Below are 23,971 nucleotides of genomic sequence, written 5' to 3' on the forward strand. Positions count from 1 at the left end.
ACTAGAGGCACTTCATGACAGCCAGACGACATTCCCGCTACGCTCGCATTCCTCGTGATGCCGGGCTGCAAAGAGCAATTTTCTGCGCTCCGGTGCTCACGTAGCTTTGTCAGACGCATAGTCTTATCCGAAAAGTCTGCAACTTTTCGGGACTATGCTTGGAAGTACACTCCGCTCCGGCACTCGAAAATCACTCTTTTCGCCACGGCCTGACGAGTTTGCAAGCGCAGCGGCACGCCCTGTAGTCGCAGAAACCTGCCGGATTTTTTTGCCCCCACGATAGAATAATTTTGCTGGCACATACACTTTCCGATAAAGCCATCCCTGTTTTCTGGAAGGAGGGGTTGGCAATGACCGACATGACGACCGCACGGCGCAATATTATTATCCTGACGATTGCGCAGGCACTGGGCGCTTCCAGCCCGCCTATCGTGATTTCGCTTGGCGGCCTGGTGGGCCAGAAACTTTCCTCCGATCCGGCGCTCGTCACGCTGCCCGTCAGCCTGTTCAATCTCGGCCTTGCGCTCGGCACCCTGCCTGCCGCTTTCTTCATGCGCCAGTTCGGACGCCGCAATGCCTATATGCTGGGCGCGCTTGTCGGCGTTTCGGCGGGTCTGATTGCCGCCGCCGGCATTTTTGCCGCCTCTTTCCTCATCTTCTGTCTCGGCACGCTGACGGCCGGTTTCTACGCCGCCTATGTCCAGAGCTATCGATTTGCCGCCACCGATGCGGCAACCGGCGACATGAAGGCGCGTGCCATATCATGGGTCATGGTGGGCGGGCTTGTCGCGGCAATCGTCGGGCCGCAGCTCGTCATCTGGACACGCGACACCATTCCCGATGCCATGTTTGCAGGCAGTTTCCTCAGCCAGGCCGCTCTGGGGCTCCTTGCCCTCCCCGTCCTTTTCATGCTGCGCGCGCCTAAAATCAGGAAAGACCCGAACGCTGTCCATGATACAGGCCGCCCGCTTGGCGAAATCCTGCGTTCGCCGCGCTTCATCCTTTCCGTGGCGGCCGGCGTCTGCTCCTATGCGCTGATGACATTCGTGATGACGGCTGCACCCATCGCCATGGTCGGCCATGGCCATTCCGTCGATCATGCGGCGCTTGGCATCCAGTGGCATGTGCTGGCCATGTTTGGCCCCAGCTTCTTCACCGGAAAGCTCATCACTCGTTTCGGCAAGGAAAAGATAACCGCGCTTGGGCTGGTGCTGATCGCCTTTTCCGCGATGATTGCACTGGGCGGCTTCGATGTCGGCCATTTCTGGGGCGCGCTGATCCTGCTTGGCATCGGCTGGAATTTCGGTTTCATCGGCGCGACCGCCATGGTGACGGACTGCCACACGCCGGCAGAGCGCGGCAAGGCACAGGGCGCCAATGATTTCATCATGTTCGGCACGGTTGCCTGCGCTTCCTTCTTTGCCGGCTCGCTTTTGCATTCTTCCGGCTGGGAAACCATCAACTGGCTCGTCTTCCCCGCGGTCGCGCTTGTGCTGGTGCCGCTGATCCTGCGCCTGAAGCCGAAAGGGGCTGCAGCAGAAGCCTGATCGGTCAGAAGCCCTGCTCCTTGATCCAGAGCCTGCCGCCTTCGGATACCGCATCATAAACAGCGCCACCGAGGGCGGCGCCGATATCCGTATGCAAGCCCGCATAGGATGCCGCCTCTCTTGCCTCGCCATGCGGGGCTGATACGGCGATGCAGTCTGTGCCGGTTCCCGTTGCGGCCTTGCCGCCGACAGGAAGGCCAAGTTCGATAATGGCCGCGGTGCGGGCCTCGGCGGCAATCGACATCGCCTCTATATGGGCGGCGACCGACAGGGGCCTGTCGATGTGAACCAGGAGATTGATCGTTCCGGCCGGCATCGTCATCTGCGTGCGTTCCCCCACCCTGCCCGCATTGGACAGGCCGACAGTGGCAAGGCAGGCACCATGCGCCTCGCCGGAGCGCCGCGTTGCGACATGATGCTTCTGCACGCTGCGCGAGGTCATCATCTGCACCGCTTCACCATAACCGGCCTTCGCCAGTCTTTCCCGCAACAGAACCGCCGGATCGACGTCCAGCGTCAGATCGTCATTGCGCACTTCCAGCCAGGCGACGGAGCGCGCCGAGACAAAACCCGGACGTGTCAGCGACCAGCTCAAAATGTTTTGCCGGTCTGGAAATTCAGCCGCGAGAACAGGGCCGGAACAATGGATATTGAAAGGCAGCATCAGCGATCTATCGCAGATCGGTAGAGAAATCGCGACCAGCGCCTTCCGGCCATCCACAGAACTGCCGGATCGGAACAGGCCATGCACGGCTTGGAGCAGCGGGCAGACGGATGGATGCCCTTTGGGCAGGCAGGTTGATCCGCTCTAACTCTTTGTTTTCAAATATATCTTTCGAGGCCGTATTCCATTTTTGGCGGAGCCGTTCCGGCAGCTTGAAAATATGATTGCCATTTCGGACCAGTCGGTCTAAAAACTATTTCCGACCGAGCGGTCTTTAAAAGGTAATGATCATGAAATCTCAAAAATGGTGCGTGCTGGCAGCCGTTCTGTTCGCCTTCATGCCAATCGTCATAGACACGACGATCCTGCATATCGCTCTGCCTTCCCTGACCCTGGCCCTCGCCGCAAGCGGAGATGAACTGCTCTGGATCATCGATATCTATCCGTTGATGCTGGCGGGCCTGCTGGTTCCGATGGGCACGCTTTCGGACCGTGTGGGGCAAAAGCGTATGCTGCTCACAGGGCTGGTGATCTTTCTGGCTGCATCGATCGCGGCAGCGTTCTGCCCGACAGCGATCGCATTGATCGTGGTGCGGGCATTCATGGCCATTGGCGGCGCGATGGTGATCCCGTCAATCCTTGCGATCATACGCCATGTCTTCGACAATCCCGTCGAGCGCAGCGTCGCGCTCGGCTTATGGGGAACAGTCAGTTCGGCAGGGGCCGCTATCGGACCAATCGCGGGCGGCTTGCTGCTGGAACATTTCTGGTGGGGCGCGGTGTTTCTTGTGAACCTGCCCATCATACTTGTCCTGTGGCCAATCGTGTTCAGGATCGTGCCGGAATTTCGCTCGGAAACACCCGGTTCGTGGAAGATCGGACATGCATTGCTTCTCATCGCAGGGCTTATCCTGACCGTTTATGGGTTAAAGGGGCTTGCTGTCGGCAAAACAGAAACAGCCCTGAACTTCGCCTTCATTGCCGGTGGAATTGCCATCGTCTGGCAATTCGTGCACTTGCAGCGTCAAAGCCGCTTTCCAATGCTCGATCTTTCGCTGTTTTCCAATCCGGTCATCAGTGTGGGGATCGTGGTTGCCATGATCGTCTGCGGCGCCCTTGCAGGGGTGCAATTGACGATCGCGCAGGAGCTTCAATATGTCTTGGGCAAGTCGCCTCTGGAGGCAGGATTGTTCATGCTGCCCCTGATCGGGGCATCAGCCGTCGGAAGCCCCCTGGCGGGTTTCGTGGTTACAAAAGTCAGCCTCAAGTCGGTCATGACATTGTCACTCCTGATGGCAGGGGGAAGCCTGCTTGGCCTCGCATTCGTCGATCTGCAAAATGACCCGCTTATGGTTGCGGCGTCCTTTGTAATTCTCGGAATGGCTCTTGGCATGGGGCTTGCCAGTTCCTCGATTGCAATCATGAACTCCGTGCCGGAAGACAAGGCTGGATCGGCGGGAGCCCTGGAAAGCACCGGTTATGAGCTTGGCATCGGCCTCGGTGTCGCAATCTTCGGCGGAATTCTGTCCAGCGCCTACAGAGCGTCGATCATTTTACCTGATGACGCGCCGAAAAATGCAGTCTATTCAATAGGCGAAACATTTTCGGCCGCCGCTCAACTCTCAAGCACCGCCAGGGAACTTCTGGTTCATGCCGGAAAACTGGCATTTGTCGATGCGCATAAGGCGGTTCTCCTGTCTGCCGCGATGGTGATCGTGGTTCTCAGCGCTTGGGTATGGCATGCGCTTCGCAAGCTGGACAGAATAAGAACACAACATTAATGCGCGTCTCCCGAAAGGGCGCCCGGGTTGGCGGGCAAGATGCGCGGTTCAAAACAGGCAGTTCGAGCGCCGATCGATGGAAAGGCGCTCCAAAAGAAGGGTTCTGCGGCTATGGGACGCAAAAAAGTTATATCCGAGGATTTGATCCTGGATGCGGCTGAGGCTGTGGTCGCAGAATATGGAGCCAACCGTCTCAGCCTGAACCTCGTGGCCGAAAGGGCTGGTATCAGCAAGGGCGGATTGACATATAGTTTTCCAAGCCGCGAGGCATTATTGAGCGGTATAACCGCCCGCGATTTTGCCCGTTACCAGAAAATCATGCATGATGCGCGCGGCGGCAATATTGATCGCGACACGACATTGTTTGCCCAGGTGCAGGTAATGCGCGCTGCCAGCCCCGCCATCAAGGCCAGGTCATTCTCTATCATGGCGGCAATGACACAGGTTGGCGAGGGCATGGATGCCTATCGGACGGCTTATGCCGACTATTTCAATTCCATCGCGGACCCGGAAGACCCAAAGGCGGTTGTCCTGATGCTGGCGACAGAAGCGATGTTCATGCTGAGCGGAAGCGGCGTGATGCAATGGTCGCCCGATGAATGGCAGCGTATGCTGGACAATATCGAAGAGGTCTGTCTTGACCGCTCTGCGCAAAAAGACCCAGCCCGTTAACGACCCCTGTTTCGATTTCACCCGGCCATATTGGCGTTCCTCCGGCCATCCGGCGCATCCTTGCAACAGAGCGCGGCCATCAGCATCGGCCTGATCGAAAACGAGCCGTTGGCGGCCTTTTCTGTCAAAACCCGCAAATAGCCGCCAGCCGATTGAATATGCTCATAGCGTTGCAGGATATAGGCAATCACGATTGCGGCATTATGGCTTCCCAGCGTTTTCCTTGCCAGATCGTAGAGCTTTCCATCAATCCCGAGGAAGGAACGCACTTTCTCTGCCGTATTGGCCAGATCCTGCCAATGTCGGATGGATGAAGGGGCATAGGCTGTGATTTCCGGACAGGAGCGAAGCACCATATCGAGCGAAACCGTGGGGTCAACGGGTGCGCTGGTGGTGTGGTTTATGCGCTGGTCGCTGGATTGAGCTTTGGCCTTATCAAAATGGGAATCTGGATTCGATTCAATTTGCTGCCGCTCATTTTGAGATTCATTGGCGTGCAAATTTTGAACATTTTCATGGATTTTCAATGTGTTATCGATTTCCATGCGAATGAGCTGCAAGGCATCGACCAGCGCCGCCAGTTCTTCCTGTTCGGCACGGCGCGGAATGCTGTCGACGATCAGGCGAAAACGATGATTGATATGCTGCCAGTCTCCGGTAAGCTGTTCCTGAGCGGCGAATTCAATGAGCTTGGCGATGTCGCGCCGCAGCAATGTCAGGCGCTCGCGCATTGCACGCAAGGCGAGCTTTTCCGCCCTCACCTGCTCTGCCGCCGTTTCCAGTTCGCGCGCACGCGCCAGCAGCGGCGCCAAAGAGAAACCGAATGCAATCTGCACATCGCCGCCTTTGGCCCGTCGGGCATAGCGCTTGCCATTGGGGCTGTCCTGGCGAAGAATGAAACCGGCATCGACCAGCGCTGCCAGATGACGGCGCAGGGTCGCGTCAGCCATTCCATGGGCGCGCAAGGCCAGTTGCCTGTTGGACGGGAACACGATGAGACTGCTTTGTGCATTCAGTTCCGCCTCCGGATAGAACGACAGCAGCGCCGAAAGAACAGCCAGCGAACGGTCATTGAGACCGAACAGCATCTTTGCCTCGCACAGCCAGCGATGCAGCTGCCATTTGTCGGCAGCCGATTCCGGTGCGATCTGTCTTGTGTTCTGCTGACTTGCCAACAAGGCAAGCGTCATCCTTCGACTGCCGAACGGCGTCGAGGCCAATTGAATCTCCATTTTCTTTCACCTTCCACAAGGCAAAAGAAATCCACCCGCCGAAATGACGCGAATTGCACTTGACAGTGATTCGTGGATTTGCGATTCTCTAGCTGCTAAACCAATGAGAAGGGCTTCCACACGGCGACGTTTGGGGGCCTTTTTCTTTTGCTGTCTCGTTCCTCTTCCTGAACAGTTTCGACGCAAACACGCTTACTCTTTGCTTCAAGCACGCCTTTGTTCCGAAACCGGCTTCCCTTTCGGGAGGCATGCTCTGCACAATCAGACCGCAGCAACCGCCCGCGGCCTGTACGCTCTTACTTCTCCTCGCTTCTGAATGACGCATAAAGCGCATCCAGATTGCGAGAAAGCCAATCGGCAAAACGAGGCCCGTTGGCGGCACTGAGCGCCAATGTAGCCGATTTGCCATTCTGTTTGATAACTGCGCTGACGGTTTTATCGGAAGCCGTCCAGCTGGCGCCGGGACGTAGAGCCGCCTTGGTGACCGGCTTCTTCTGTCGTCCGCCTTTCAGATAGCCGTAAAGCTGCTCAAAACGATCGACCGAGGACGCCTTTTCGAAGGCTGGCATTGCCAGAAGCTCTTCCGCCGCATCCTTTTTGCCCGGAATCTCGATCAGCTTGCGCAGTTCCAGCCAACGGTCACGACCAATGCCCTTGGCGGGACCGATGGCAAGGAGAATATGCTCCGGAATGGCCTTCGGAATGGTCAGCATCTTCGACAGGGTCTGGTAGTCGACCGTCAAAGCGGCCTGAATGGCCTCGCGTTCGAAACCAAGCGCTTCCAGACGCGCGGCAAAGAAAACACGCTCAATGAAGCTCAGATTGGCCCGAGCGGAGTTTTCCTGGCCCTGGCTCAATATATGTTCCAGATCGGCGAGGGGCTTGATGACAGCCTTGACCCTGATGCCGAGTTCCCTTGCGACCCGTGCGCGACGATGACCGAAAACGATCATGTAGCGGCCGCTGGCATCAGGATGCGGACGCACGAGGATAGGGCTGTCCTGACCGCGCTCGCGAATGGCTTCCAGCAGGTCCTGATAGTCTTCATCATCGGTTTCCGGCAGGCGATCCGCCACGAAGGAAGCATCCAGACTGTCGGGATCAAGCTCGACAATGGCTTCACCGTCGAGTTTCTGTGCGGCCTGTTTCGCCAGTTCGTCAATCGAGGCAGACAGAGACTTGGCGGCACCGAAGCGGCGCGATACGTTTTCAACCGGCTGTGTGGCCTGTTCAGCCGCCGGTTCGTCCCGCATGACGCTTTCAAAAATGTTCTTTCTTGCCATTCTCATGTCCTCAAACCGGTCAGAGACCTGATTTTATTCAATATTCGCCGTTTTAGTCGGCAGTCTAACGCCCCCATGCCTCGTGAATGAGACCGCGAATTTCGGAATTGACCGCCTCCATGGCCTCCATGGCGCGATCATAGGTGCCGCGATTCATCGAGGAACGCTCGACCTCGTAAAGCGTCTGCTTGGTCAAACCGGCATCCGAAATTGCCGTCGATTTCAGCATTTGATGCTTGAGCATGTGCGAAGCCAGCATGCTTTGCATGAAGCCGACCATCTGCGCCTGGGGAACATCGGTCGGCTCGTAGCGCGTGATCAGATAGCGGAACCAGTCAAGCTGTACCGCACCGCCAGCCTGGCGAACCGTTTTCAGAATATCGCCCAGCATCAAAAGAAACTGCGACATCGACATCAGGTCCAGCATCTGCGGATGAACGGTAATCAGGACCGAGCTTGCTGCGGAAAGCGCCGTTAGGGTCAGATAGCCAAGCTGGGGAGGGCAATCGATGACCACCACGTCATAATCACTGTCGACGTCGGCGAGAGCCTTCGCGATACGGTTCCAGAAAGTCTTGCCCTCGCCGCCATTCTGCATGGCAAGCGGCGTGTCATATTCATATTCCTGCAACTCCAGCATGGCCGGAATAATATCAAGGCCGGGGAAGTTGGTGCGCCGAATGACCTCGCGGATGGGCTTCCTTTCGGCATCGTAACGAATGGCCTCATAGAGCGAGGGGAATTCATCGAGCTCCGGCTGGATGCCATGCAGTGCCGAGAGCGAGGCCTGCGGATCGAGATCGATTGCAAGCACTCGATGCCCGGTCAGCGCCATATGCTGCGCCAGATGCGCGGCCGTCGTGGTCTTGCCGGAGCCGCCCTTGAAATTGACGACGCCGATAACCTGAAGCTTTTCATTCCCGCGGCGATGCGGAACATAGCGCTTCACCTCGGCGCGGCCGTTCTGGTCGAGCCATTGGCGCAGTTCCTGGATCTGCTCGACACTATAGGCGCGGCGCCCACCTGTCAGAATGGTCGGCTCGACACCCTTGCCTTCCAGATGCAGTTTCTTGAGATTGCTGGGAGAGACACCAAGGAAATAGGCAGCTTCAGCCATCGAAAACTGGCGCAGCATATTCTTGCGCGCATCCGGCGGGAAGTTTTCATGGCGCAGCAGATTGAGCTTGCGAGAAATCTCGCGCCCTTGCGATAATATCATGTCGTCAAACGACAAGGCTGCTGCTGGATTTGCGATATTCATTGACTTGGGATCCCTAGTGACGGCACAGGAACTAATACCGCCTAAATACCGTCATTATGTCCGATTCTTATTCGATCGCAAGGGGCAGCCGAATTAACAAAGGGTTAGCGCCGGAATTAAAATTAAGCCAAATTTTATCGATTCGGCCAGAATATTGCTAACATGTTGAATTAAATGCATTTTATGCGAATTAGTCGGCCGTCTACCGGCGGCTGGCCCTGCGATGCCGCAAAACTGCAATCGGAAAGGTTTGGTTTCCACACTGTTGCAAGGCCTGTTTCTACAGGGGAGGGGTGCTTGATCGATTCTCTGCAACTTTCGCCTTTCACCCGCTTCATTCCGATTCCGAAATGAAGCGAAGCGGAAATCCTGTCGCCGGATGGCCCCGTTTCTGCTCCCGCAATTGGGGGCGAGATTGCCTGTATGATCTGACATTGCAGCCAGACATTCCCGGAGGTGAATCTTAAATGCCATCTGCTGTGCTGAGGCGCGGCGCAGCTTCGGTTGGATGGCCCGAACGGCACGAACCGGCAAGCGTGAGCAGCTGGTGACTTCGGAGGAAGGCGCGCTGGTCGCCTCCGCCGGTTGATCTTCTGCCGATTGAAATCTTCGCGTTCGAGAGCGTGGAAGCGACCAGCGCCGCGAGAGCCGATTGAAGAACGGGGGGCTTTTTGCCGGGGAGGGGATGGATTTCTTAACCAAATCAGGATAGCATCCTGAACATTGAATGCGCTCGCTTGTGCTGCCGGATCGAGCCCTTCCGCGGACGTTCAATCCCTCCCGAAAGTTTAAGAAATCGACCGTCAGGGTGGCGAAAGTTAAGTCTCATTTCACTTTAGTATGACGGCCAAATAATATGTTTTTCAATGGTATATTCGCGCGGATTTCTAGGCAGTCCATGGTAGGCGGGGCATATCCGGGGGCAATGCCATTTTGCTGTGCAGTTGCGCGGTGAGTTGCGATCTACCATAATTCCTTTTGCCAAAGAAGGTCGTATAGATTGCACGATGAAGAAAACGCCAGTTACCGAGCTCGATATTGATAGTCTGGATGAAGCCACGTTGACGGCACTGAACCAGCGCGTCGTTGAGCGATTGCAGTTTCTCCATCAACAAAAGGCTCTGACTCATATTTGCTGTTGTTGGTATGCAGACTCTCGCTGGTTCACTGGAGGGATCAGCAATGTCGCATCGATTTCAGCGCACGGGTCTCGCGCCGGACGGTTTTTTGGTAGATTCAGTGCAGGTCGCCGGCGAGAGCGTGCAAATCCTGTTACGATCACGTTCTCCCTCTGGGCTTTGCCCAAGTTGTGGGCGACCGAGCCGCCGCGTTCAAAGCCGATATCTGAGAAGACCAGCGGACTTGCCCCTTTGTGGTCGGCGAGTGGAGTTGACGATCATGGCGCGTCGGTTCTGGTGTGATGCCGTTTTATGTGGGCGGCGCATCTTCTGCGAACAGTTTGATGACGGTGTCCTGGCACGCTAGGGTCGGCGGACCCAACGGCTGGAAACAATTGTCCACCACCTCGGTCTCGCGCTTGGCGGCAGGCCGGCGGCGGCCTTTGCCGAGCGTCTGATGGTACCGGTAAGCAACGACACGTTGCTACGGATAGTTCGCCGCCGCACGGCCGATCAGAACGATGAGCTAACGGTCATCGGCATCGACGATTTTGCCTTCCGACGCGGCCAAACATATGGAACGATCATTTGCGATCTGAAGCGTCGGCGGCCAGTCACCCTTCTGCCGGATCGTGCGTTGGATACGTCGAGAGCATGGCTTGCCGGACACCAGTCAATATCGATTGTCGCCCGCGATCGGGGCAGAGGTTATGGTGAGGCCATCGCGAAAGCTTTACCTGACGCTGAACAGGTCGCCGATCGATGGCATCTTATGGAAAACTCGAGCCGGGCGTTTCTGGATGCAGTTGGCAAGTCGATGCGCCAAATCAGGCAAGCGGTCGGCAGCAACGTCGTTGATCCCAAGCTTCTAACTTACGCGGAAAGGCTACAGTATGAAGGATACCTGCGCCGCCAGGAGACCAATGAGGCGATACAAGGATTGGCCAAGAAAGGAATATCAATTCGGCAGATTGTTCGGCAAACCGGTCATAGTCGAAATCTGGTTCGCGATGTCCTGCGTGGTCAACGCCTCGATGTATTCCGAACGAAGCCGAGTTCGCTGGATAGTTGGCTGCCATGGCTTAACAACCGTTGGGAAGAAGGGGCGCGAAACGCCTTGGCGCTGTGGCGCGAGATGAAAGCAAAAGGCTTCCCAGGACAGAGTGGTGTTGTCTCGCAATGGGCACAACGTCGACGTTTGGCAGAGAAGGCAGGCCAGAGCGGACTTGCGCGCACGCCATCGTCGCGGGTTATTGCTCGCCTGATGACCGCCGCACGCGATGACCTGGCAAAATCCGAGGCTATCCTTGTCGCGGCAATCGAAGTGAACGTTCCAGAGCTGGTTGCTGCCCGCAAGGCCATTGGGGACTTTCAATCTATGATCCGTTCAAAGTCAGCGGCGAAACTTGATGGCTGGCTTGAAACCGCCAGGGACAGTCTAATTAGGCCCTTTGTAGGCGGCGTTGAAAAGGACCTTGATGCAATCCGAAATGCTATCGTCTCCCCTTGGTCGAACGGGCAAACAGAAGGCCAAATTACCCGCCTGAAACTGATCAAACGCCAGATGTACGGGCGCGCAAAACTCGACCTTCTGCAAGCACGGCTGATTGGTACATCATAGGGCTTCTACTTCAGCAAATCTGCGTCAGAGCCCAGTTTTGGTCCACGATCCGCGCTGTCAATTCATCTGGCCACTTTCTGTTCCGGCGGCTTTGTCCTTCAGCCGGGAGAGCCTCCAATGTACACTCCATGGAGAAGCTCCGAACTGACCATCACAACACTTCAAAGAGATAATCAGCCATATATCCGGAGGGTGGGGTGCAGAATGCGCCTACGTAAGCACGCTGCTAATCTACTGAAAAACCTGCGACAGGTTCTATTGATATCAAAGCATTAGGCATTGAGCCCGCAAAATCCGTTTGAGGACCCCGAACGGTTTTATCTTGGACATTTTATATAAGCACATCACACCATACCAAGGGAGAGGATTACCAGAGATATGGTTTCAAGACGAATAGGCATGTGCTCAAGACTTTCCTGCGCTATTCCTACAAACAGCGCTTGTCGAACCGGCTATTGTCGCGCCGGGGGCCATGGAACGCTAGGTTAATTGAAGTATGGCCCCAGTTAAACGGGGGGAGGGGTATCACAATCAATCTCAGGCAACTTCGTTATTACGTGAAGGTGGTCGAGACGGGGAATATCACTCGGGCGTCGGAGCGCCTGAATATTGCCCAGACGGCCCTCGGCCAGCAGATCAGGCATCTGGAAGATTCTCTTGGCGTTCAGCTCTTGAACCGCCACTCGCGGGGCATTTCGCTGACCAAGTCGGGAGAGGTTCTCTATACTCATGCTCTGGCCATCCTCGCTTCAGTTGAGGAGGCCAAGCGTGAGGTGATGGCGCATGGTGCCATGCGGCAGGAAACTGTCAATCTTGGCCTTACGCCCAGTATTCAGGCATTGATAGGGCCCGAACTCGTTGCCATCGCCCGCCATGAAATCCCGGATATATCGTTTCGTGTCATCGAGGAATTGAGTTTTATTCTGATTGATATGCTCATGCGTGGCGAACTCGATTTGGCGCTCGCCTATGAGTCCGGGATGCGTCCTGGGCTGGCGGCCACGCCGCTCATCGAGGAGGAATTGCTGTTGGTCGCCGGCACCGGAAGCTGTCATTTTGGTGGATCAATCTCCTTCAAGGAAATGCTCCGCACCAACCTCGCGCTGCTTAGCGACCGTGATATTGTCTGGCGGCTCATTCATGAGGAAGCTGAGCGGCAGGGGCTTTCGGTCAATGTTGCGTTCGAAGTGCAGTCAATCCCGGCGATCAAGGCTCTGGTCGCTCGCGGCGCGGCTACTAGTGTTGTGCCTTATGGTGCTGTGGGGGAAGAAATCCGGCAGGGTTTGATCACTGCCTATCGCATCAAGCAGCCATCGATCAGACGGACGCTTTTCCTTAACCGCCGGTCCGATGCTGCGGCTTTTATTCATGAAGACGTGTTACTCGGATTTCTGAGCGGAATGACTGAAAAAATCGCCGCTAGGATGGGCCCGTTTGGGCGCGTTATCGGGGATAGCCTGCCACCTGGAGCATCTCCAGCAAAAGTCTGAAACGGTTTTGCGTGAGGCAAATGCGACAAATCAAATAGTTAGAGCGGTTCCGGCGATTCCGTTAAAACTGAAACCGCTCTGGCCATGAGGAGGCTCAACCATAAATCTCCGGCAATTGCGCTATTTCGCAATGGTGGTCGAGACCGGCGGCATGTCACATGCTGCGTCCCGCCTAAAGCTCGCCCAGACCGCGATCAGCATTCAAATCAGGGATTTGGAACGTGAGATGGGCGTTAGCCTGTTCGAGCGGCATTCACGTGGCGTAACCCCCACAAAGGCCGGAGAGCTTTTGTATGAACGCTACAATGAACTCGAACAATTTCTGGAGCGAACGCTGGAAGATGTTCGCACCCTCGGCGGCAGGCCAGCTTTGCGCCCCTTTGTGATCGGCCTGGTCCCAAGCCATATGCAGCTTGTCGGAGCAGATGTGCTGATCGACGCGGGGAAAACGCTGCCCGCGGTATCACTGAAACTGGTTGAGGAGCTGAGCTATACGATGGTCGGCGCCCTGAAGCGTAATGAGATCGACCTGGCCTTCGCCTATGATGTCGACCCTGCTCCAGGGCTGGTGCGGGAAGCCGTACTTGAAGACGAGCTTCTGTTCGTAACGTCCCGCGCCAAGGCGACAAGCGATACCCCGATCAGTTTTGCTGAAGCGCTGCAACATGAGCTTTTCTTTGCTGGCGAGCGCGGCATCGTTCAACTCGTTCGCCGCCTTGCCAAACAATTATCGCTTGAGCCGCGTATCGTTTCGGATACGCAGTCCGTCCCTTCCATCCGGGCGCGTATAGCCGAAGGCGGTGCAAGCCTTCTGTCCTGGGGAAGTGTCGCCGCTGGTGTCAGCCGAGGTATCTTCGCCACTCGCAGAATAGAGCGTCCGGTGCCGAGGCGCACGCTCTACATTATAAGCAGGCGAGAAGACTTGTCTCCTCTCGACGATAAGCATATCGGGCCGTTTCTCATTGAGGTGGTTCGTCATATCCACCGGGCTTCCGCGCCTTACGCGACCATAGTCGATCCGCGTTTCGACACCGCCGCAATATCTCCGGAAGCGATGGAGCCATAGCGAATAACTTATAGCTGAACGCTTGCATCGGTTTTGGACAGGCGGCTCTCGCAGCCATAGGCTTCCTTCACAAGTTCGGCGCGGACGGGAGAGACGTGCCGGGCGGCCTGAAAAGAACAGGCCGGATGGAGGAAACATCAGGGAGGCTGCTTCATGGGAGGCTATCGCGTAACCGTCGATACTGGCGGGACGTTTTCTGATTTTGTCTATCTCGACGAAACGACGGGAGAGACATCTATTTCGAAGGTTGCCTCAACTCCGGATGACCCGTCGCGGGCCATCCTTTCGGGGATCAACATTTTGCTGGAGCGCGGCGTTCACCCCGATGAGGTAAACTATTTCTGCCATGGCACGACAGTAGGCACGAATGCGCTTCTTGAAGGTAAAGGCGCGAAGACAGGCCTTCTGGTTACCAAAGGCTTTCGTGGGATCTACGAAGTGGGTGAGCAGGCGCGTCCGCATGGGCCGGCGATTTTCGACATTCTGCATGAGAAGCCCCAGCCGCTCGTGCTGTCATCGCTAACCGGGGAGGTTATGGAGCGTGTGGCGCATGATGGCAGCGTCCTGGCGGATATGGACGAAACGTTGCTGCGCGAGACGCTTGCCGAGCTGAGGGACAAGAAAATCGAATCCCTTGCTGTCTGCTTGCTTTTCTCTTTTCTCTATCCGCGCCATGAGGAGCGAATCCGCGAGATCATCCGCGAGGAACTGCCGGACTGCGAGGTTTCGCTTTCCTCGGAAATTGTGCCGCAGATACGGGAATATCACCGGCTGAGCACGACGGTGATCAATGCCTACCTGCAACCCGTCCTTGCCCGCTATATCGCCCGTCTGGCCGATCGGTTGCAAGCGGCTGGGGTGAAGACGCCGCAAAAATACATCATGCAGTCAAATGGCGGCATGGCGACCTTCGAGGCGACGGCAAAGAAGGGCGTGACCACAGTTCTTTCCGGTCCTGCTGGCGGCGTCACAGCGAGTGTTGCGCTGGCGCGCTCAACTGGCTGCCACGACATTGTTACATTCGACATGGGCGGAACATCCTGTGATGTTGCGCTGATCAAGAATGGCTCTCCGGTGATTGTCAATCGCGGCAAGGTTGAAGGCCGCGACATCGCCATGCCGATGATGGATATAAACACGGTCAGCGCTGGTGGCGGCACGATTGCCGAAGTGGACGGTTTCGGCGTCCTTCAGGTCGGTCCGGAGAGTGCTGGCGCAATCCCCGGCCCCGCCTGTTACGGTCGCGGCGGGACAAAGCCGACAATTACCGACTGCAATTTACTGCTTGGCTATCTCAGTGAGGATAATTTCCTCGGCGGCAAGATGCGTCTTGATGCACAAAAGGCACGTTTGGCCTTGGAAACTCATGTAGCCGCTCCGCTCGGCATGGACGTGTTTGAAGCCGCCGAAGGGATCGTGCGGATCGTCAACGTGAAAATGGAGGAGGCGATCAAGGCTATCTCCACGATGCGCGGCCACGATCTGCGTGATTTCGTCCTGATGCCTTTTGGGGGCGCAGGTCCGCTTCATGCCGCCAGTATCGCCCGTGAGCTTGGCATGGCTGGCCTCATCGTGCCGTTCCATGCCGGTGTATTTTCGGCGATGGGGTTGGTCATGGCGGATGTCACGCATGATTATGTGCGCTCAAGGCTGGTCCCGCTCGACGAGAGCGGCGCGAAAGACATTGACGCCATCTTTGCAGGCATGGAGGCCCAGGCGCGCGCCGATCTCGCCATTGAGGGGTTCCCCAGTGATCGCATCCGTATCGAGCGGTCGCTCGACCTTCGCTACGCGCGGCAAGGTTACGAACTGACCATTCCTATCGGGGCGCTTGTCGGGCCGGGGGCTGTTGAGGCCGTGCGCAATGGCTTCGATGCCGAACATGAAATGATGTTCGGGCATAAGGCTTCCGGCGAAGCGGTGGAAATCGTCTCCTGCCGCGTCAAGGCAATCGGACTCGTGCCTGCGGTTAATGCGCGGCGGTATGAGCCTGGTGGCGGAACAATTGCTGACGCATTGCTTGGAGTCCGTCGAGTCCGTTTTGATGGAAAAGATGTCGATTGCGCCGTCTATCAGCGAGAACGTCTCGATGTAGGGCTCATTTTTGCAGGACCTGCGGTCGTGGAACAGTTCGACTGCACGACGGTCATTCTGCCGGGCCAGCAGGTTCGTATCGACGAATTCAAGAATCTCATCATAACGGAGATTGCGTGATGCTTCAGCATGGTACGTCGTTTGGCAGGCCGACTGCCGTTGAACTTGAAGTCATCCGCGCGAGCCTTAGCGGCATCGTGCAGGAAATGCAGAACTCCCTGTTCCGAACTGGCTTTTCGACCATCATCCGGGAATCGCAGGATGCTTCATGCGCCTTGCTTGACGCCAATGCTTCTGTCATCGCTCAGCATGTTGTACTGCCGCTGCATATCGGCGCTTTCCCGGCTTGCACGGAGGCAGTACTGCGCACATACGGGGACGACATAAGGCCTGGCGACGCCTTTCTCATCAATGATCCCTATGAGGGCGGCAGTCCGCACGCGCCGGATATGGCGGTGATCACACCGCTGTTCTGTGATGGCGTTCTGGTGGCCTTCTGCGCCAGCATCGCGCATAAAAGCGACATTGGCGGCCCGGTGCCGGGGAGCTGTTCGGGGCAGGCGCGTGAGGTCTATAACGAAGGTTTGCAATTACCGCCGGTGCGTTATCAGCGTGAATTCGCAGCCTTTGGCGACATAGAGCGGATCATTGCCAGAAATAGCCGCACGCCGGAACTGGTGCTTGGCGATATTCGCGGCCAGCTGGGCTGCGCCCGGCTGGGTGAACGCCGCCTTGCGGCTCTGATGGAAAAGTTCGGCGCAGCGAAATGTGCTGCAGTATTCGCCGAACTTGGCGACATCGCCGAGCGGCGCATCCGCGGTATTACCCGCAGCTGGAAGGATGGCGTATTCGAGGCGGAGCGCTTTGTCGATGATGACGGCATAGAACTGTCAAAGCCGGTGCGCGTTCATGTGCGGGTGGAGAAGACGGGCGACAACATCCATTTCGATTTCACCGGTTCCGCCGATCAGACGCGCGGACCGGCCAATATCCGGCCGCCACTCGTTCAGGCTGCTTGCGCTTACGCGTTGATTTCTCTGGTCGATCCGCAGATCTTCATCACCAGCGGCATACTGCGCTCCTTCACGTTTGATACACGCCCCGCCAGTGTACTCAATCCGCATTATCCGGCCCCGGTGAACACCTATAATCCGACAGTTCATGCCGTCGTTGATGCCGTCTTTGCGGCTTTGGGGCAATTGGTGCCGGAACGCTCCCGGGCCGACGGCTGCGGCAGCCGGTCGATTATTATCGGCGGTCGCGGAGGGGCTGGCGGCAAGAGCTATGTGCAATATGAGATTATCGGTGGCGGGGCAGGCGCGCGCTCATTGCGCGACGGGGCTTCGGGAACGACCGTCAACCAGAGCAATGCGAAGATTGCTCCGGTGGAAATCATCGAAAGTGAGTTCCCGACAAGGCTGCTCTCCTTTGAACTCATCCGCGACTCTGGTGGCGCAGGCAAATTCCGTGGCGGACTCGGCATTCGGCGCAAATATCTGAACCTTGCCGAAGCGCGCTTTTCGATCCGTTCGACCAAGCACGTCATTCCGGCGGAAGGATATGTCGATGGCCTACCCGGACGCACCGGCGATATCCGGATCAATCCAGAGGAGGAAAGCTGGAAGCGTTTGCCCTCGCGTTATGCCGATTATCCGCTCAATGCCGGCGACGTGTTCGAACTCGAAACGCCCGGCGGTGGCGGCTATGGCGACCCGCTCACCCGCAATCCGGCGTCGGTTCTGGCGGACGTCAGGGAAGGTTATGTGTCGGCTGAGGCAGCAGGACGCGATTATGGCGTGGTGTTGACAGTGGGATCGGATGGCCCGGTTCTCGATGAGGTGGCGACACAGAAATTACGCGCTGCACGCTTGAGGAGCCTGAGGGGGGTAGCATGATGCCGAGAAGTCGCAGGCTTTTCGGGCGAAATCACGCAAAAACAGATAGTTAGAGGAGGAGTACCAATGGATGCAATCGTTAACACCAAACCGACGGCTGGCGTGATCGGTCTTGGCGCCATGGGCTACCAGATGGCCCGTCACCTGAAGGAAAAGGGTTTCAACGTTAGCGGCTATGATGTTTCGGCGGAAGCGACCGCCAAATCGAATGCAATCGGCGTTCCGACCAAAGCAGGAATCGCGGAAGTCGGCAGCGAAGCTGAAGTCGTGATCGTGATGGTTCAGACCGATAAGCAGGTACTGGAGGTGATACGCGAGGGTGGGCTGCTGGAATCGCTCGTCCCCGGATCTGTCATCTGCATCGCAAGCTCGATCGCGCCGAATACCTGTCGCGATCTTGAGCGCGATGCGGCGAAGGTGGGCGTCGGCGTTCTAGATACGCCGGTCGTCCTTGGTCAAGAGGCAGCCGACAACGGCACGCTGACGGTTTTTGTCGGAGGGGAGAAAAAGTGGCTTGAAAAAGCGACGCCGGTTCTCTCTGCCTTTGGCCGCAACATTCTCCATATCGGGCCCAGCGGCACCGGCCAAATCGCCAAAACCGCCAATAATATGCTGCTTTGGGCCTGCATCTGCGCCAATTTTGAAGCGCTCAGCCTTGCCAAAGAACTTGGTGCGGACGTGTCGACACTGGTTTCGGCCTTAACGCATTCCTCCGGGGCCAATTGGTCGCTGTCGCGCTGGGGCAAGAGCACCGGCAAATGGGCTGAAAAGGATATGGATGTTGCTCTTGACCTTGCGCAAAGCGTCAAGCTGCCCCTGCCGCTGAACGGCTTGGTCGATCAGCTCATGAAGTCCATGAACAAGGAAAGAATGCAAAGCCTGTTTGGTTGAGTCCGTCCGCCCTCATCCGGTTCGGGGGAGCGGATGAGGGGCATGCTAATCGTGGGAGGAGAGCATGAAAATTCTAGTGAAGGCGGTTTTTGCCGCCGGATTGAGCCTTTTGGCTGGAACTATGCGGCCGGCGTCAGCGGAGGAAGCCATTACCAAGGTGACTGTCGCCTATGACGGCTTCACCATGGCGAGTGCACCGTTACAGTACACGCTTGCTAAGGGCCTGTTCAAAAAATATGGCCTCGACGTGGACCTCGTCTTTATAGAGGGCGGTTCGGTCCTCACACAGGCACTCGTTGGCGGTTCGGTCGATATTGCCCAGAATGGCTACACCCCCTCAATCGCCGCCGCGGTCGCTGGCGCCGATATTGCCATTGTCGGCAGCATCGTCAATAAATTGCCATTTCAGCTTGTCGTTAACAATTCGATCCAGAATGCCGATCAATTACGAGGCAAGAGCATCGCTGTCAGCAAGCTCGGCTCCTCCACCGATACAGCGCTGAAATTCGCGCTGAATTCCCTCGGACTACAGCCGACGGATGTCAATATTCTCCAGCTTGGCGGCGAGGGAACGCGGGCCGCAGCCTATGAAAGCAATCAGGTGCAGGGGTTGGTGTCGCAATACCCCCGCACACAGGAGATTGTCGAGGCTGGCTCGAAAATTCTGGTGGACGTGACCGAAATCGTCAAGGACTATCCGAACACTGCCTATGTCGCCCAGCGCACCTATCTTTCCGAGCACCCTGATACCGTCAAGCGCTTCTTTATGGCAATGCGCGAAGGTCTTCACGATTTTCGCGCCAATCCGCAGGACGCCCTGGCGGTAACCGCTTCTTTCCTGAAGCTTGAGAAGGGAAAATCTGTCGAGGATGCTTTCCGCTTCTATTCTGAGAAAGTCTACCCACAGGATCTGCGTCCCTCCATGCCCGGCATTGCCGCCGTTCTGGCAGAGCTTGCCAAGACGATGCCGGATGCGGCTTTGGTGAAGCCGGAATCAATTATCGATACAACCACACTCGATGCGCTCGACCGGGAAGGTTTTTTCAAGGCGCAAGACTGAAACTGTCGACACGGAGGGAGGAAACGCCATGTTGCAGGAAAGCCCGGTCAAACTTAAGGCCGAGAATGTTAAACTGAATTATTACAACGATCGCACAAAGCGTGCCTTGAATGTTCTCGACGGAATCAATTTCAGCGTCAAGGAAGGTGAGCTCGTCAGCATTGTCGGCCCCAGTGGCTGCGGTAAATCAACCTTTCTGGCAGCAGTGGATGGGCTTGTCTCGATTGATGGCGGCAGAATCCTGATCGACAATCGGGAAGTGAAAAAGCCTGGACCGGATCGCGGCCTCGTTTTCCAGCAGGATTCGCTCTTTCCATGGCGCACCGTGCAGCGCAACGTCGCTTACGGGCTGGAAATCCAGAAGAGTTTGAGCAGGAAGAACGTTTCATCGCGCTCCCGCGAATTCATCGAGCTTGTCGGCCTTGCTGGTTTTGAAGACAGCTATCCGCGTGAACTATCCGGCGGAATGCGTCAGCGCGTCAATATAGCAAGAGCACTCGCCATCGATCCGGAACTGTTGCTGCTTGATGAACCCTTCGCCGCACTTGATGCGCAAACGCGCGAATTCATGCAGTTCGAGCTGTTGCGGATTCTCGACCGGGCTCAGAAAACGGGAATGTTTATCACCCACCAGATCGACGAGGCGATTTTCCTTTCCAACCGAGTCATCGTGTTTTCCGCGCGCCCCGCGAAGGTGAAGGAAATCGTTGAGATCGATTTGCCGAAGGAGCGCACACTCGATCTGAAGCATACGCCGCGTTTCATGGAGATATTTCGCCATATCTGGCGGCTGATCGAAGAGGAAAGCGCCCGCATGGGTCTTTTGCGCGTGCATTGAGGGAGGGTGAGATGACAATCATGACAGAAGAACGGGAAATCCCGAAACCACGCAAATCGGAATTCTCCCTTATGGAATTTCTGGTGCGCCGTGAGGACGCCTTGCTCGGCGGCTTTGCCATGATCGTGGCACTGCTGCTCTGGGAAGCGGTCGTGCGCTTTGGCCTCGTCAATCCGCTTTTCACCAGTTCTCCGAGCCGTATCATCACAACAGGTTATGCGATGTTCGCCGATGGGACGATCTTTCCGCATCTCGCCATCAGCGGTTTGGAACTCATCGTTGGCTACGGGCTGGCGATCATGGTGGGTGTACCACTGGGCATTCTGATGGGCTGGTATCGCCGCCTCAATGCCGCGTTCGACCCGATCCTTTCAGCGCTCTACGCCACACCGCGCATTGCGCTCCTGCCATTGATCATAATCTGGTTCGGCATCGGCCTTGGTTCGAAATTCGCGATCATTTTCCTGAGTTCGGTGTTTCCGGTGCTGATCAATACGATTGCTGGGGTCCAAACCGTCGATCGCGACTATATCAAGGTTGCCAGATCCTTCGGAGCCAATGACCGTCAGCTGTTTCTGACAGTTGCTTTCCCGGCAGCCGTTCCATTCCTGCTGACGGGCCTGCGCCTTGGCCTCGGCCATGCGCTGATCGGTATTGTCGTGGGTGAGATGTATGCCGCCCAGGCTGGTGTCGGTTATCTCATTTCTGTTGCTGGCGCCACGTTCCAGACCGACCGGGTTATGTTCGGGATCATTCTGATCGCCACTGCAGGTGTTGCCTTGACCAATATTCTTCGTCTGATCGAACGGCGCTTCGACCGCTGGAGGTCTGATAAATAAACGTTGGTTTTCGAGCATGATACCGAAAAATGGAAACCGGTTTTCGGATGAGATCGTGCAGGAAAACATAGCGGTCGGACCATAGTGATCGGCCGGATTTCTCCACATCAAAAGAACGGTAAAACAAAATGAAACTGATCAATCAGGTGGCGGTCGTCACGGGTGCAGGCCGGAATATTGGCAAGGCAACGGCACAGCTTCTGGCAAAGGAAGGCGCAAGCGTAGCCGTGACTGACATCGATGCTGAACGTGCCGAACGTGTCGCAGAGGAAATTCGCGCTGCGGGCGGGAACGCCGAAATATTTCTCGCCAATGTCGCGGATGAAGAAGGTGTCATTTCATTGGTCAAGGCCGTGACAGATCGTTTCGGCAAGGTGGATATTCTCGTCAACAATGTCGCAATCAGCGATAACAAGCACATTCTCGACGTCACGAAGGAGGAATGGGACCAGGTGATTGCGGTCACATTGACCGGAACATTCCTGATGAGCAAATATTTCGCGAAGGCGATGGTGGAGCAGGGGCATGGTGGCAATATCGTTAATGTCGGCTCGACTTCCGGCTTCTATGGTCGTCCGCGCGCTGTAGCCTATACGGCTGCCAAGGCAGGCATCACCAATCTGTCGCGCTCACTGGCTATCCAGCTCGCCAAACACAAGATTCGCGTCAACTGCGTTGTACCAAACAAGATCGGTTCTCCGGTCGGCAAGGACGATTTCGATCCAACCCGGCCTGTTCTCAATCTGCGGGACCGGCCCGGCGTGCCGGATGATCTCGCCCGGGCTATCCTGTTTCTGGTTTCTCCTGATTCAGATTTTATCGACGGTACGACGCTTTTTGTCGATGGCGGCGTATCCGCGCTCATGCCTGGAAGCGAATGACTCGGTCTTGCTAAGGCGGTTCCCGCTTTTGCGACAAGGCAAATGTTCGGAGACCCTTTTGCACTGGCAGGTTCAGGTTAAATATCTGAACTCTGTCATAGAGACCGATCGTGGATGGTTGAAGCAACGGATTAGGCCGGTGCGCGGGTTCAAGGCTTTGAAAACCGCCTACGTGATGATCAAAGCTTTTGAAGCCATACGAGCTCTACACAAAGGGCAGGCAGCAATTTTCACGATGACAGGTGACGCCCATGGAGCGGCACCTATTGTCGAACTGGGCCTTCGGCATTGCGCCGAGCGCACCGACGGAAGAACTGTCGCCTTGCTCGTCAAGAATGTGGAAGATCAGTCCCCTTGACGTCTACGCAACAAGCTCCGTTCCAACCAACCCGTTTTTTGCAACAGCCAGATAGCATTACCATGTACGTCGCGCGGTGATCTCACTGCCAGTCAGCCGTGTCCAGGACAACGCCTTCGAGAATTTGCGACCAGGCTTCACCGATGTAATAATCGGCTTCCAGAGTGCCTGCATTGTAACCGATAAGCTGCTCCTGAATGAAGTGAATCATTATATCGGTTTTGGCGGTTATCTGAGTGGCTGTGATGATTTGTTGCTGGATCACGGTATTTCCGATCAAATGCCCCATATCGTCTTCCCCATTGAGATAGAGCGAGAGGTTGATGGTCTGACCCGCGACCCAGCTTGATGAGTATGGAATATAGACATCAAGCCCGCTAACGATGCTGTTGCCGTTTACTACATTGGCATAATTATTAAGATGCGGGCTGGGCAGGTTTCGGTTGGTGTTGTTGTAATCAGGATGGTTTGACATTGGGTTGCCTATGACGACTGGAGTGACGGATCTGGCCAAAGTGCTGCTACTCGTGGTTCGTTGTACGACCATATAGGAAATGGCATTGTAACCGGTTGGATTGGGATCTGGATAAACGTAACTGTATGGAACAGTTATGCCTTGTTGGGCCGCATTGACGGTGACGATCTTTATATTTTCCTGCGGTGTTTTCCCTGGTGCGCCACTCGAAATCCAGAACACGACGCTCTGCCCAGAGACGTTGCCCGGCAGGAATGCAGTATTCACTTCAAAGCCGGGATCGGCGGTTGAGAACCGACTTGGAATGGCGATGGGATTGGGATTGTAAAGAGCAGGCACCAGACCTGGGTTAATATCGCTGGAAGTGAACGTTGCGATCACGATGGAATATTGGCGTGAACATCGTAGATGTATCGTCGCTCGGCACGGCTTCAACTGTACCCAAGAACCGCGTCAGGCTACCGATCTTGAGAACAGTCAGGCCTTCACTGTCGGTTTTCGTGACGATGTTTCCTTGTGAGGTTACATTTACGGCGGCGTTCTGTGCGTCGAAGAATTGCAGGTCAGTCGTTCTTGGAGTGACATACCAGACTATCTCCTTGCCCGATTGAGGCACGTTGTTGGAAAGATAGCGGAAGGTAAATGTGATAATCTGGCTATCGTCGAACGGGTTGACTTTGCCGCTGCCAGCGGGGGGATTGTGGGCGTAGTTCTTGTCAAGGAGCACGGAACAGTCCGGTAGGACCAGATCGACGAAATCATAGGTTGAATAGCCCCTTGAATAGCCCCTAGATTTGTGGACGCTTTCTTCCCTATTTTTGAGGCAAGGAGGCCATGATGGGGTCTGGCAATTTCAGTGACGAGTTCAAGCGCGATGCTGTCGCGCAGATTACCGAGCGCGGCTA

18 protein-coding genes and 2 pseudogenes are annotated in these 23,971 nt (G+C 56.1%); 14 read left to right on the forward strand and 6 right to left on the reverse strand.

Going from position 1 to position 23,971, the window contains the following annotated elements; genetic code table 11:
* The first annotated feature begins 350 nt into the window (after positions 1–350).
* Entirely contained in the window at positions 351–1,547 is a 1,197-nt protein-coding gene (locus AVM02_RS17505; protein WP_411508187.1) for an MFS transporter, read from the forward strand.
* Positions 1,548–1,551: 4 nt separating this feature from the next.
* Here the strand turns inward: AVM02_RS17505 and AVM02_RS17510 are convergent, their stop codons facing one another.
* A complete protein-coding gene (locus AVM02_RS17510; protein WP_411508188.1) occupies positions 1,552–2,211 on the reverse strand; it encodes an adenosylcobinamide amidohydrolase in 660 nt (219 codons plus the stop codon).
* A gap of 290 nt (positions 2,212–2,501) precedes the next feature.
* Here AVM02_RS17510 and AVM02_RS17515 point away from each other — a divergent pair, with 290 nt between their 5' ends.
* Both AVM02_RS17515 and AVM02_RS17520 read left to right on the forward strand, forming a co-directional pair.
* Positions 2,502–3,992 carry an MFS transporter gene (locus tag AVM02_RS17515; protein ID WP_411508189.1) on the forward strand — a complete coding sequence of 497 codons (1,491 nt, stop codon included), beginning with the start codon at positions 2,502–2,504 and terminating at the stop codon, positions 3,990–3,992.
* A 111-nt stretch (positions 3,993–4,103) separates the two neighbouring features.
* Positions 4,104–4,664, forward strand: coding sequence for a TetR/AcrR family transcriptional regulator (locus tag AVM02_RS17520; RefSeq protein ID WP_411508190.1), 561 nt, complete (start codon positions 4,104–4,106; stop codon positions 4,662–4,664).
* Between the two features lie 17 nt (positions 4,665–4,681).
* Here AVM02_RS17520 and repC read toward each other — a convergent pair whose 3' ends face one another.
* From repC to repA, 3 genes are all read right to left on the reverse strand, one after another.
* Positions 4,682–5,896, reverse strand: coding sequence for a plasmid replication protein RepC (gene repC, locus AVM02_RS17525; protein WP_411508191.1), 1,215 nt, complete (start codon positions 5,894–5,896; stop codon positions 4,682–4,684).
* 296 nt (positions 5,897–6,192) lie between these two features.
* Positions 6,193–7,179, reverse strand: coding sequence for a plasmid partitioning protein RepB (gene repB / locus AVM02_RS17530; RefSeq protein ID WP_411508192.1), 987 nt, complete (start codon positions 7,177–7,179; stop codon positions 6,193–6,195).
* 64 nt (positions 7,180–7,243) lie between these two features.
* On the reverse strand, positions 7,244–8,440 hold the full coding sequence (repA, locus tag AVM02_RS17535; protein WP_411508193.1) for a plasmid partitioning protein RepA: 1,197 nt from the start codon (positions 8,438–8,440) through the stop codon (positions 7,244–7,246).
* A 1,182-nt stretch (positions 8,441–9,622) separates the two neighbouring features.
* Between repA and AVM02_RS17540 the strand changes: the two are divergent.
* The 11 genes and pseudogenes from AVM02_RS17540 to AVM02_RS17590 form a co-directional block, all read left to right on the forward strand.
* Positions 9,623–11,179, forward strand: a pseudogene (locus AVM02_RS17540) (ISL3 family transposase).
* Between the two features lie 401 nt (positions 11,180–11,580).
* On the forward strand, positions 11,581–12,669 hold the full coding sequence (locus AVM02_RS17545) for a LysR family transcriptional regulator (RefSeq protein WP_411508194.1): 1,089 nt from the start codon (positions 11,581–11,583) through the stop codon (positions 12,667–12,669).
* A gap of 115 nt (positions 12,670–12,784) precedes the next feature.
* Complete coding sequence (locus AVM02_RS17550; protein ID WP_411508195.1) at positions 12,785–13,735, forward strand: LysR family transcriptional regulator; 951 nt, start codon at positions 12,785–12,787, stop codon at positions 13,733–13,735.
* Between the two features lie 153 nt (positions 13,736–13,888).
* Positions 13,889–15,949: a hydantoinase/oxoprolinase family protein gene (locus AVM02_RS17555; RefSeq protein ID WP_411508196.1), complete on the forward strand. Its 2,061-nt coding sequence runs from the start codon at positions 13,889–13,891 to the stop codon at positions 15,947–15,949.
* Entirely contained in the window at positions 15,949–17,724 is a 1,776-nt protein-coding gene (locus tag AVM02_RS17560) for a hydantoinase B/oxoprolinase family protein (RefSeq protein WP_411508215.1), read from the forward strand. Before AVM02_RS17555 ends, AVM02_RS17560 begins: the two co-directional genes overlap by 1 nt.
* A gap of 66 nt (positions 17,725–17,790) precedes the next feature.
* Positions 17,791–18,615 carry an NAD(P)-dependent oxidoreductase gene (locus AVM02_RS17565; RefSeq protein ID WP_411508197.1) on the forward strand — a complete coding sequence of 275 codons (825 nt, stop codon included), beginning with the start codon at positions 17,791–17,793 and terminating at the stop codon, positions 18,613–18,615.
* 64 nt (positions 18,616–18,679) lie between these two features.
* Positions 18,680–19,675: an ABC transporter substrate-binding protein gene (locus AVM02_RS17570; RefSeq protein ID WP_411508198.1), complete on the forward strand. Its 996-nt coding sequence runs from the start codon at positions 18,680–18,682 to the stop codon at positions 19,673–19,675.
* 28 nt (positions 19,676–19,703) lie between these two features.
* A complete protein-coding gene (locus AVM02_RS17575) occupies positions 19,704–20,513 on the forward strand; it encodes an ABC transporter ATP-binding protein (RefSeq protein WP_411508199.1) in 810 nt (269 codons plus the stop codon).
* Positions 20,514–20,524: 11 nt separating this feature from the next.
* The gene (locus tag AVM02_RS17580; RefSeq protein ID WP_411508200.1) at positions 20,525–21,352 is read left to right on the forward strand and encodes an ABC transporter permease; all 828 of its coding nucleotides are present in this window, start codon (positions 20,525–20,527) and stop codon (positions 21,350–21,352) included.
* 128 nt (positions 21,353–21,480) lie between these two features.
* Entirely contained in the window at positions 21,481–22,233 is a 753-nt protein-coding gene (locus AVM02_RS17585) for an SDR family NAD(P)-dependent oxidoreductase (RefSeq protein WP_411508201.1), read from the forward strand.
* A gap of 25 nt (positions 22,234–22,258) precedes the next feature.
* Positions 22,259–22,450: pseudogene (locus AVM02_RS17590) on the forward strand (DDE-type integrase/transposase/recombinase); the annotation flags it as partial.
* 223 nt (positions 22,451–22,673) lie between these two features.
* Here the strand turns inward: AVM02_RS17590 and AVM02_RS17595 are convergent.
* Both AVM02_RS17595 and AVM02_RS17600 read right to left on the reverse strand, forming a co-directional pair.
* Positions 22,674–23,447, reverse strand: coding sequence for a hypothetical protein (locus AVM02_RS17595; RefSeq protein ID WP_411508202.1), 774 nt, complete (start codon positions 23,445–23,447; stop codon positions 22,674–22,676).
* Positions 23,416–23,793 (reverse strand): hypothetical protein, encoded by a 378-nt coding sequence (locus AVM02_RS17600; protein ID WP_411508203.1) that lies wholly within the window; start codon positions 23,791–23,793, stop codon positions 23,416–23,418. Before AVM02_RS17600 ends, AVM02_RS17595 begins: the two co-directional genes overlap by 32 nt.
* Positions 23,794–23,971 lie beyond the last annotated feature (178 nt).

Source organism: Brucella anthropi (assembly GCF_046630315.1).
In the GTDB taxonomy this organism is placed as follows: Bacteria; Pseudomonadota; Alphaproteobacteria; order Rhizobiales; family Rhizobiaceae; genus Brucella; species Brucella anthropi_A.